12 protein-coding genes and 1 other RNA gene are annotated in these 11,144 nt (G+C 53.2%); 10 read left to right on the top strand and 3 right to left on the bottom strand.

From position 1 onward, the window contains the following. From lacNas_RS07540 to recU, 3 genes are all read right to left on the bottom strand, one after another. A partial coding sequence (locus tag lacNas_RS07540; protein WP_201346743.1) for a winged helix DNA-binding protein occupies positions 1–235 on the bottom strand: 235 nt, incomplete at its 3' end. Positions 236–399: 164 nt separating this feature from the next. Continuing rightward, complete coding sequence (locus lacNas_RS07535) at positions 400–2,700, bottom strand: PBP1A family penicillin-binding protein (protein ID WP_201330447.1); 2,301 nt, start codon at positions 2,698–2,700, stop codon at positions 400–402. Further along, positions 2,687–3,319 carry a Holliday junction resolvase RecU gene (recU, locus tag lacNas_RS07530; protein ID WP_201330446.1) on the bottom strand — a complete coding sequence of 211 codons (633 nt, stop codon included), beginning with the start codon at positions 3,317–3,319 and terminating at the stop codon, positions 2,687–2,689. The genes lacNas_RS07535 and recU overlap by 14 nt, the downstream gene beginning before the upstream one ends. Positions 3,320–3,485: 166 nt before the next feature. Here recU and lacNas_RS07525 point away from each other — a divergent pair, with 166 nt between their 5' ends. From lacNas_RS07525 to lacNas_RS07480, 10 genes are all read left to right on the top strand, one after another. Further along, positions 3,486–4,046: an SLOG family protein gene (locus lacNas_RS07525; RefSeq protein WP_201330445.1), complete on the top strand. Its 561-nt coding sequence runs from the start codon at positions 3,486–3,488 to the stop codon at positions 4,044–4,046. Positions 4,047–4,121: 75 nt separating this feature from the next. Next, positions 4,122–4,580, top strand: coding sequence for a DivIVA domain-containing protein (locus lacNas_RS07520; RefSeq protein ID WP_201330444.1), 459 nt, complete (start codon positions 4,122–4,124; stop codon positions 4,578–4,580). 28 nt (positions 4,581–4,608) lie between these two features. After that, positions 4,609–4,974, top strand: an RNA gene (gene rnpB / locus lacNas_RS07515) — RNase P RNA component class B. Between the two features lie 110 nt (positions 4,975–5,084). Next, the gene (locus lacNas_RS07510; RefSeq protein ID WP_201330443.1) at positions 5,085–6,209 is read left to right on the top strand and encodes a THUMP domain-containing class I SAM-dependent RNA methyltransferase; all 1,125 of its coding nucleotides are present in this window, start codon (positions 5,085–5,087) and stop codon (positions 6,207–6,209) included. A gap of 31 nt (positions 6,210–6,240) precedes the next feature. Then, complete coding sequence (locus lacNas_RS07505; protein WP_201330442.1) at positions 6,241–7,467, top strand: metallophosphoesterase; 1,227 nt, start codon at positions 6,241–6,243, stop codon at positions 7,465–7,467. 152 nt (positions 7,468–7,619) lie between these two features. Then, a complete protein-coding gene (locus lacNas_RS07500; protein WP_201330441.1) occupies positions 7,620–7,976 on the top strand; it encodes a hypothetical protein in 357 nt (118 codons plus the stop codon). Beyond that, a complete protein-coding gene (locus lacNas_RS07495; protein WP_201330440.1) occupies positions 7,969–9,648 on the top strand; it encodes a formate--tetrahydrofolate ligase in 1,680 nt (559 codons plus the stop codon). The genes lacNas_RS07500 and lacNas_RS07495 overlap by 8 nt, the downstream gene beginning before the upstream one ends. Before the next feature lie 11 nt (positions 9,649–9,659). Next, the gene (gene lspA / locus lacNas_RS07490; RefSeq protein ID WP_201330439.1) at positions 9,660–10,112 is read left to right on the top strand and encodes a signal peptidase II; all 453 of its coding nucleotides are present in this window, start codon (positions 9,660–9,662) and stop codon (positions 10,110–10,112) included. A gap of 1 nt (position 10,113) precedes the next feature. Continuing rightward, positions 10,114–11,028 (top strand): RluA family pseudouridine synthase, encoded by a 915-nt coding sequence (locus lacNas_RS07485; RefSeq protein ID WP_201330438.1) that lies wholly within the window; start codon positions 10,114–10,116, stop codon positions 11,026–11,028. 1 nt (position 11,029) lies between these two features. Beyond that, positions 11,030–11,144, top strand: a 115-nt coding sequence (locus tag lacNas_RS07480) for a carbamoyl-phosphate synthase domain-containing protein (protein WP_280515155.1), incomplete at its 3' end; no start/stop codon positions are given.

The raw sequence follows: 11,144 nt of genomic DNA, 5'->3' as shown, positions 1-11,144 counted from the left end.
GGCGGATCAAGCCGGCTACGGTTGGCTGGGAGATGTGCAGCTGCCGTTCAAGCAGCTTGAGTGGCAGCCGGTCTTGGCCGGCCAGGGTGAACTGGCGCAGGATGGCTGCCTGGGACGGCGTGATGTTCAGCTTCTTCATGTGCTGCGTCATCTGCCGGCTGATTTCGTCATGGATCATCTTTATCTGAAAAGGGATGTCGACGTCTTCGATTTTCTGATCAATTATTTCTTCCAATTGAGTCACCTCCGTTCACGGTTATGTTTATTCTACACCCATTGCTCAAAAAATCAATAGCCTACAATTGATTTTTTGCGGACAAAAGGGAATAAAGGGAAGAAGAAAAAGAGTGAAGCGATCGCGGTGATCGTTTCACTCTTTTCAAGTCTTATTCAGCTGTGTTAATTATTCTGTTTGCCGCCGGCCGCGTCAGTGTCCGCAGTCTTTTCTTCAGATGAAGAGGAGCTGCTCTGAGCGGAAACCGCGGAGCTCGAGGAGCTGGAAATTGATCTCGACGAGCTGGATGAAGAAGAGACAGATGACGAGGACGAGCTGCTCTTGGATGAACTTGAGCTGGAGCTTTGGACAAGGCTTGATGTCACAGTAGAGCTCGAGTTGGCATTCGTGCTGGTCGATGAGCTGGTGTAGTCAGCATCCGTCGGCGCGTGTCCCTTGACGAACAATTCCCAACTGTAGGACTGGCCCGGAGAAGCCACTTCGTCTTCAGTGTTCTTGACGATCCGCTTCTTGACGACAGTTGAAGGCTTGGTCCAGTCGCTGCTGGTCTTATTCTGCATCAGGTAGGTCATCATGTATTTGTATATCAGCTGGGCCGAATACTGGCCAACTCCGGAGATCGTTCCGTCCTTCAAGTTGTCATAACCTGTCCAGATCCCGATCGAGTACTGCTTGGTGTAGCCGACGAACCAGGAGTCCTTCGGCGTGGAGCTGTAGCTTGGGTACTTGACCAGGTCGGAATCGGAATACTTGACCGTACCGGTCTTGCCGGCTTCGTAAACCCCGCTGACCTTGGCGCTGGTCCCGGTACCGCTGGTGAAGACGCCTTTAAGCATGTCGGTAATCATGTAGGCCGTTGACTTCTTCATGACCCGCGTGCCGGAAGAATTGTACTTTCTGACCTGGCCGTCGGCAGTTTCGATCTTGGAGACGAAGCGCGGCTTCCGGTAGATCCCCATCGTAGCGAAGGCCCCGTAAGCGGCAGCCATCTGCAGGCTGGATGCATTGGCCCCGATCGCTGTTGATAAACCGGCGTTGGCGCTGACGCTTACGCCGAGTTTTCTGGCAAAAAGTGAGGCCCGGGAGATGCCGACTTCATTCAAAGTTCTGACTGCCGGAACGTTTCTGGACTGAACCAAGGCATAGCGCATGCTCATGGAGCCCATGTATGTGTTGTCCCAGTCATAAAGCTGGACGTTGGTGCCAGGGTAGGTGTACTTGGTATCCTGCAGGATGTGGCTGGTGCCCCAGTTGAGGTATTCAATAGCCGGGGCATAGTCCAGGACCGGTTTGATCGTTGACCCGGTCGACCGGCCTGTCTGGACTGCCCGGTCAAGGCCGAGCTGAACCGAAGGCAGGTTCCGGCCACCCAGGATCGCGATGACGTGCCCGTTTTTCGGGTTGACGATCGTGGCCCCAATCTGCATCTTCTTGCTGGTAAAGGCGACGCTGCCGCTGTTGGCCAGCGAGTAAAGCTTGTTTTGGGCAGCCTGGTTGATGTTCAAGGTGATCTTTAAGTTGTCGTTGTACGGGTCGTAGCCGTCAGCCTGCACTTCGGCAATGGCTTCCTTGATGTAGGCGTCATCGACCTTGCGCAGCTTGGATTCAGAACTGCTGGAGTGCTTCTTCAGCCCCTTCTGAACGCTTTCGGCCTTGGCAGCCAGGTACTGCTTCTTTGTGATCTTCTTGTTGTCGTACATTGCCTTTAAGACCAAATCCCGCCGGTACTTGGCTTTCTTTGGGTAAAGGTACGGGTTGTAGGCGACAGGGGCGTTGGGCATCCCGGCCAGCAGGGCCAGCTGCGCCAGGTCCAGGTTCTTGAGTGACTTGCCGTAGTAGTAGTTGGCGGCAGTCCCCATCCCGTAGGTCCCATAGTTCATGTAGACCTTGTTGATGTAGAACTCAAGGATCTGGTCCTTGCTGTATTCCCGTTCGACCTTCATGGCCAGCCAGGCTTCCTGGGCCTTGCGGGACAAGGTTCTCTGGGAGCTGGCGGTCGAGAAGCAGGTCAGTTTGACCAGCTGCTGGGTGATGGTCGAACCCCCGGCGACAGTGCTGCTGCTTTTGACGTTGGTCAAGAAAGAAGAGATGATCCGCGCCGGGTCGATCCCCAGGCCTTCAGAATAGAAGCGCTTGTCTTCAATAGAGACGACCGCGTCTTTCAAGGTCTGCGGGATGTCTTTGCTTTTGACATAGACCCGGGTCTGCGAGCCCAGCGACATCAGAAACTTGCCGTCAGTGGTGTAGAAGCTGGAAGTGCCGCCGCTTTGCAGCTTGGCGGTGCTGATGCTTGGCGCGTCTTTGGCGTAGAAGGCAAAGACGCCGACACCGGAGACGAGCAAGAGGACGAACAGCAAAAAGAGCCATTTGATCACCCGCAGAACGGGTCGAGCCTTTTTGCGGCCGTCATTGGCATGAAGGCGGGACATCCGCGTATTCTTTTGCTCTGAGTTATTTGTTGCCATGTTCTAATTTCCTATCCGCAATGATCTGGTCGACTGCTTTCAGGTAGGGCAAAGTCGGCCGAAATCCGCTTTTAATTTCAAAGGAGCTGGCTTCGATTTCCGCCAGAGTCAGCGAACTCTTGCCAGCGGCTTTCCAGGTCTGCCAAGCTTGAATCAAAAAAGAAGCAGGAGTGACGAAATAACGGTCAAGGGTCATGAAGCCGATGAGGGCAAAGCAGATCCCTTCCTGTTCCAGGCACTGCTGCAGGTGCAGAATCTGGTGCTCATGGAAATTCTTTAAAGGAAAGGAAGTTTTATTGCGCGTCTCTTTGGCTTCAAAATCGAGGTAATAGCCCCGGTAGACGCCGTTATAGTCGGTCGTTGAGGCCTGGCGAAAGTAGGCCTCGCGGATCACTGCCCGCGATCTTTTCGGGTAGTCAACCTTGACAATCTGAATTGGGGTCGGCTTCTTGTGCACGACCGCAATCCGCTCGTCGAGATAATACTGATTTGATTCATTGATCTGCTGCTCCAGAGTCATCCCGCGGTCTGAAAAGCTTGCCTTCTTGAGGACGGCTTTTTCTCCCGGCCGCTGGGCCGCTCTAAGGGGTACAACAGAGCCAGTTGGATATTTAACCATAAAGCTCACTCCTGCATGTCATTATAACAATAAAAACTTGATAAACCTAATCAGAATTATTTAATGCATTTCGCGGCGTGTCCAGCGCGAAACTGTCACTTGATTATTCATCAATGTTACAATGTTTTTTGGCAAGCGGCAAAACATACAGCTTAGGAGGGATTGGATGCAGAGAATCTGGATCAGCGGCTACCGCAGCTATGAATTGGGAACTTTCGGAGACAAAGACCCGAAAATCACCGTGATCAAATACGCCCTAAAACAGCGCTTGACGAGTTTGCTGGAAGAAGGGCAGCTTGACTGGGTCATTACTGGCGCAAACCTGGGAGTCGAGCAGTGGAGCGCCGAAACCGCCATTGAACTGCGGCAGGACTACAACTTGCGCGTGGCCGTGATGCTGCCTTATCTTGACTTTGGCAGCCGTTGGGGAGAAAACAACCAGCTGAAGCTGCAAAATCTGAAAAATCAGGCTGATTTCTGGTCAGCCTGCTCAAACGCTCCCTATCAGGGACCCCGCCAGCTGCGGGACTACCAGCATTTCATGCTGCAGCACACCGACCGGGCACTCTTGGTCTATGATCCGGAATACCCGGGCAAGTGCAAGTACGACTACGACTTGATCGAAAAGTACATGGAAAAACGCGATGACTACCAGCTGGACCTGCTGGACTACTACGACCTGGAGCAGGCCGCCCGGGAATATGAAGAAAATCAACGGGAGTGGTAAATTTTAACTATTTCTTTCTTTTTTAGAGGGCATCTTTTTGATAAAATGACTTTAGTATAAAGGAGTCAAGAGTTAATGGCAGATTTAAACGATATTAAGTTGTCCGCACAGGATATTTTAAAGAAGCAGTTCAGAAGCAAGGTTAAGGGTTACGACCCGGATGAGGTCGACTCTTATCTGGATCAGATCATCGCCGACTACGAGACCTTCCAGGATATTATCGAAGATCTCTACGGGCGGATCGGTGAATTGCAGGGGCAGGTAATCGACGCTGAAAAGCAGGTCAAGGAAGAAAAAGTTGCCGTCAAGGAGAGTCCAGCGGCGATCCCGGCTTCAGCAACCACTGAAAGCAAGGAAGAGGACGTCAAGACCTACGTGCCGAGCTCCCAGAGACAGCGCGCCGACTTCGCCTTGGACAGCAGCAGCGGTGAAATTTCAACCAACATGGCAATCATCCAACGGCTTTCTACCTTGGAACGCAAAGTCTACAATCTGGAACAGCGAGTTTACGGAATTCAAGACTTACAAAAGTAAGAAAGTTTGCTATAATAGAAATGTTGTGAATTTTGAGCAGTCGCGGCCGGACTTGTGCCGGCTGAGGAAAGTCCACGCACGCACGGGCTGCGATGCCCGTAGTGATCGTATTCAGCCCAATAAGCTGGAGGAAGCCCGTGGCTTCACGGCGGAGAAAGCGCTAAAGTCTGCTGACCATGCGTGAATATTCTGAAAGTGCCACAGTGACGGAGCAAGCCGGGAAACCGGCTTGGTGGAACGAGGTAAACCCTGCGAGCGTGTAACCCAAAAATTGGTAGGGGCGTCTCAACTTAGGTAAATGAACTAAAAGTTGGACTACATTTTTGTAGAGATAGATGGCTGCTGAAATCAGCTGCTGGCCAGCAGCTGGTGGAACAGAACGTGGCTTATAGAAATTTGCAAGGCAGAGAGTTGGACTTCGTTTGAAGCCCAACTCTTTTCTTTTTATAAAGAAACTGCCTGACGGAGAGAACTTTTTGATGGAATAAAAGAACGGAGAAACAAATGGAAGAATACCAATTGTACGCGACGATGGGGGCGGGCTTTGAAAGCGTCGTTGCCAAAGAGCTGCAGGCTCTGGGCTATGAAACAGTGACGGAAAACGGCCGCGTCTTTTTTAAGGGCGGCCAGGCCGATATCGTCAGATGCAACCTGTGGCTCAGAACGGCCGACCGGGTCAAAATTCTTTTGAAGGAATTTCCGGCCCGGGACTTTGCCACCCTGTATGATGAAACCTACGCCTACGACTGGGCAATGCTGCTGCCAGTCGACGCGGCTTTTCCGGTCAAGGGGCGCAGCGTGCGCTCAAAGCTGCACTCTGAACCAGACGTGCAGTCCATCGTCAAAAAAGCGATCGTTGACAAGATGTCTGCCCAGTACCACCGCCGGGGCAAGCTGCCGGAAAGCGGCAGTCTCTACCAGCTGGACGTGCATATCTACAAAGATGTTGTCCGCCTGTCGCTGGACACGACCGGCGAAAGTCTGTTTAAGCGCGGCTACCGCATCGAGCATGGCGGCGCGCCATTGAAAGAAAACTTTGCCGCGGCCTTGATTAAGCTGACTCCGTACGATGGGACTCACCCCTTCATCGATCCGATGTGCGGGTCAGGGACTTTGCCGATCGAGGCAGCCTTGATTGCCCGCAACATTGCTCCGGGAAGCTGGCGCAAGTTTGCCTTTGATGGTTTTGACTGGTTTGACCCCAGCCTGCACGAGAAAGAACTGGAACTGGCCAAGAGCCAGGTCCGGCCGGCTCAAGCACCAATCTGGGCCAGCGACATCGACCAGTCGATTTTGGAGGTAGCCAAGCTCAACGCGCACAATGCCGGCGTTTTGCAGGACATCCGCTTCAAGCAGGTGGCCGTCAAGGACTTTACCACCGATCTGGAAAACGGGGTCATCGTCTCCAATCCGCCATACGGCAAGCGGCTGAAAGACAAGCAGGGCGCTGAAGAGCTCTACCGGCAGATGGGCCAGGTGCTGCGGCCGCTGAAGTCCTTCAGCCAGTATTACTTGACGGCGGATCCTGATTTTGAAAAGTGCTTCGGGCAAAAGGCAAGCAAGAAGCGCAAGCTCTACAACGGTAATCTGCGGGTGGACTACTACCAATTCTGGGCCGGCAGAAAATAAAAAGTCAAAGTAAGGACAGTGACGGAATTTCATGAAGAAAATCACGGGGGAGCAAGCAGCTGAATTTTGGCTGATCTCAGACCCGCACTTGATTGCTGACGACCTGCATGACCAGGGACCGCGCTTTCAAGAAATGCGGCTGACCAGCGCGGGCAAGGATATCGCCTACCAGGATCTGGCCTTGCGGGCTTTTGTCAGAAAAGTTGTCCGCCAAAGACCGGCTGCTTTGATCATTACCGGCGATTTGACTTTCAACGGCGCGAAGAGGTCGGCTGAAAGGCTGGCGGAAATTTTCGCGCCTTTGAAGGCAGCGGGCGTAGCCCTGCTGGTCATTCCCGGCAACCATGACATCTATGACGGCTGGGCCCGGTCTTTTGAAGGCAGTGAAGACCGGCGGACCGAGCAGATTTCGCCTGCTGCCTGGAAAAAGATCTTCTCCGGCAGCTATGACCTGGCCATCAGCCAAGATCCGGCCTCTTTGTCTTATTCAGTCTGCTTGAACGACCGCTGGCGCCTGCTGCTGCTGGATTCAAACCTGTACGGCAGCCAGTATTCCTACATGCACCCGGTCACCAGCGGGGCAATCGATGACGGTGAAAAACGCTGGCTCAAGCAGGAGCTTGACCGGGCGCTGGAAGCGGGCCAGGAGCTGCTGTTTTTCATGCACCACAACCTCTACAGCCACAACTCGGTCGTACATGACGGCTTCAAGCTGAACAATGCCGGCGAAATCGTGCAGCTGCTCAGCCGCTACCCGGTGCGCTGCGCCTTCTCCGGGCACATTCATGCCCAGCACGTCATGTCCGGCTGGGTACCGGTGCCGGAAGTCGTTTCCTCCTGCTTTGCGGAAAGCGACCAGGGCTACGGAATCGTCAGGCTGGAGGCGAGAAAGCTGCATTATGAGCGCCGCTCTTTTGACATCAACAACTATCTGACGGCTGAAGAAAAGCAGCTGTGGCCTTTTGACAATTTTCACGCTTACTTGAAAGACGTATTTGATCAAAGCAACGATCTTTTGATCAGGCAGCACATTCTTAGAAGGGATGCTGCCGGCCAGGAAGCAGCCGTTAGGCTGCTGAAGTCGCTGCACTGGGACTTTTTCACCGGCAACAGCTATAAGAGTCCGGAAGAAATTGCCGCTATCCAGTCCTCTTCAGCCTACCAGGACCTGATCAGCCTGATGCCGGACATGAAGGCTTATCTGGCTTCGCTTTGTGAGAGCACCCAGTCCAGCCTGGAATTGAAACTCAGCTGGTAAAACCGATCTTTTTTTACAAAAAACGGTTTGGATGCTGAACTATAGTCCTATTCACGAATATTAAATTTGAAATCTAAAAATATTTTTCGTTTTTCTCGGTATTGAGCAAGTTTTTTGTTATAATCAAACTATCTAGCGACAAGGAGTTTTTCATGAAAAAACATTTGATCTTTTTAGGTGATGCTGGTGTCATTTATTACAGCTGGCTCTTGCTGGTCCTTTTTTTGACAGTGATCTTCTGTCTGGAAGGCAGCCAGTTCGTCAACCTGCCAACTTTGATCACTGGTTTCATTTTCTTGATCCTGGCTTTTTTCACCTGGAGCCGCTCCTATATTTCTTTTGGCAGAAAGACGCGGCTGCGTCTGCCGTACCGGAAGGAGTTAGTCCTGGAATGGGAACCCAAGCTGGTGACCAGCTGGCGCTGCTTTGAAGTTTATCGGGCGCGAATTTCCAAACATCAAAGCATTGATTATCTTGTTTTAAAAGGAAAGCGTGACAATAATGGTTAAATCAGACATTGAAATTGCTCAAGAGGCACAAGAGCTGCCGATTACCGATGTCGCAGCCAAACTGGGGCTGGCGGCTCAAGACCTTGAACCGTACGGCTATGACAAGGCCAAGATCAACTGGCAGGCAATCAAGAAGAGCGAAAGCAACGGCCACCTGGGCAAGCTGATCCTGGTGACTTCGATTTCGCCAACTCCGGCCGGGGAAGGCAAGTCCACGATGACGATCGGGATCGGGGATGCCATCAACAATCAGCTGGGCAAGAAGACGGTCATCGCCTTGCGCGAACCGTCAATGGGCCCGGTCTTCGGGATGAAGGGCGGGGCTGCCGGCGGCGGCTACGCGCAGGTCATTCCGATGGAAGACATCAACCTGCACTTTACCGGCGACATGCACGCGCTGACTTCAGCCATCGACAACCTGTCAGCTTTGGTTGACAACTACATCTACCAGGGCAACGACCTGGGCCTTGACCCGGAAAAGATCGTGATCAAGCGCGGTCTGGACGTCAACGACCGGACCCTGCGGAAGGTAACGATCGGCCAGGGCTCCAAGTTCAACGGGGTTGAGCGTCCAGCCAGCTTCCAATTGACGGTTGGCCATGAATTGATGGCAATTTTGTGCTTGTCCAAAGACATCGCCGATTTAAAGGAAAGAATCGGCAAGATTTTGGTTGGCTACACTTACGAGGACCAGCCGGTCTTCGTTAAGGACCTGGGCTTCCAGGGCGCCATCGCGGCCTTGCTGTCAACGGCTTTGAAGCCAAACCTGGTGCAGACGCTGGAACACACCCCTGCCTTTGTGCACGGCGGACCTTTTGCCAACATCGCGCACGGCAACAACTCCATTTTGTCAACCAATCTGGCCTTGCACCTGAGCGACTACGTGCTCAGTGAAGCCGGCTTTGGCTCTGACTTAGGCGGGCAAAAGTTCCTGGACTTCGTGTCGACCCAGCTGGAAAAGAAGCCTGACGCTGCTGTCGTCGTGGCAACCGTCCGGGCCTTGAAGTACCAGGCTGAAAAGTCGACTGACCACTTGAAGGAAGAAAACCTGGAATCATTGAAGGAAGGCTTTGCCAACCTTGACCGCCACATGAACAACGTCCGCTCATACCGGATCCCGGTTCTGGTGGTCATCAACAGATTCCCGACCGACACCGAAGCCGAGCTGGACCTGCTCAAGTCAATGATTGAAGAACAAGGCTTCCCATGTGAAATCGTGACGGCCCATGATGAAGGCTCAAAGGGGGCCAAGGCAGCCGCCGAAAAGATCGTGGAACTGGCTGATCAAAGCGACTATGAGATCGCGCGCAGCTACGACATGGATGACGATTTGGAAACCAAGGTGGCCAAAGTGGCCAAGCGGATCTACCACGCGGCTGACGTGGAATACACCGACAAGGCCAAAGAGCAGCTGGACCGGCTGAAGAAGATGGGCAAGGACAAGCTGCCGGTTATCATTGCCAAGACCCAGTACAGCTTCAGCGACAACGCCAAGGAACTGGGCGCGCCAACTGGCTTCACCCTGCACGTCAAGGGGATCAGCCTGCGTAACGGTGCCGGCTTTGTGGTCGTGTCAACGGGGCACATTTTGGACATGCCGGGTCTGCCAAAGCATCCGGCAGCATTGGATATTGATGTGGACGAAACCGGGAAGATCAGCGGTTTGTTCTAGAAAAGAGGATTATGCAAATAGTTGGATTAGTGATCGCGGCTTTGATTGCCGCGGCCGATCAAGGGTTGAAGTATTATATCGTCACGAACTACCGCTTGGGTGAAGTGCACGACGTGCTGCCAGGCCTGTTTTCCTTCACTTATATCAGGAACAACGGTGCCGCCTGGAACATCCTGTCTGGCAAGATGTGGTTCTTTTACCTCATCAGCGCGGTAGCCATCGGGGTCGTTTTGTACTACTACTTCAACAAAAAATACAGCCACTGGATGTTCAAATCCGGCCTGGTGCTGGTTTTGGGCGGCATCATCGGCAACCTGATCGACCGCCTGCATTTGAAGTACGTCGTTGACATGATTCAGCTGGACTTTGTCCAGTTCAACATTTTCAACCTGGCGGACGCAGCGATTACCGTCGGCGTGATCTTGATTTTCAGCTATTTGCTTTTCATTGAAAGGGAGGACTAGGATGAGCAGCGAGTATGAACTGACTGTCGGCCAAGACGGCGGACGGCTGGACAAATACCTGGCTGACCAGCTCAGCGACCTGTCCAGAAGCCGGATCAAGGAACTGGTTCAAGCCGGCGAGGTTCTGGTCAATGGCAAGAAGAGCAAAGTTTCCTATAAAGTGCAGAAAGGTGACCTGGTGAAGGTCACCGTTTTGCCGTTGGAGCCGCTGGCTGTGGAAGCTGAAGACATTCCGCTGGACATTGTCTATGAGGACCAGGATGTCATCGTGGTCAACAAGCCGCAAGGGATGGTGGTTCACCCGGCTGCCGGCCATCCGAACCACACCCTGGTCAATGCCCTGCTTTTCCATACAAAAGAGCTGGCAGCCAGTCCGGAAGGTTTCAGGCCCGGGATCGTTCACCGGATCGACAAGGATACGTCGGGCTTGTTGATGGTAGCCAAGAATGCCAAAGCGCGGGAATCTTTGGAAAAGCAGCTGGCAGCCAAAAGCAACAAGCGGCAGTATCTGGCAATCGTCCACGGCAATTTCGCTGAGGAAGCCGGCACGGTAGACGCCCCGATCGGCCGGAACCCCAGAGACCGCAAGCAGATGGCCGTGGTTGAAAATGGCAAGAGCGCGGTGACTCATTTCAAGGTGCTGGAGCAGTATCCTGGCTACAGCTTGATTGAGTGCCAGCTGGAGACGGGCCGGACCCACCAAATCAGGGTGCACATGGCCTACATCGGCCACCCATTAGCCGGCGACCCCCTGTATGGTCCAAGAAAGACCCTGCCGGGTCATGGCCAGTTCCTGCACGCCCAAACGCTGGGCTTTGAGCAGCCGAGCACGGGTGAGTGGCTGGAATTTTCAGTGCAGCCGCCGCGGATTTTCCAGGAAACGGTTGAGGAATTGCGGCAAAAACGGGTGAAGTAAGATGAAGCGTTATCTAATTCTTGAAGATGGCAGCTCTTATGCCGGCGACGGCATCGGGGCCATGACGACCGCCACTGGCGAGCTGGCCATTCAGACCAGCAACTACGGCTACCAGG

Source organism: Lactobacillus nasalidis, from assembly GCF_016587775.1.
GTDB classification, from domain to species: domain Bacteria; phylum Bacillota; class Bacilli; order Lactobacillales; family Lactobacillaceae; genus Lactobacillus; species Lactobacillus nasalidis.
The sequence above is the reverse complement of the archived record's forward strand: the minus strand, read 5'-3'. Positions and strand labels throughout refer to the sequence as shown.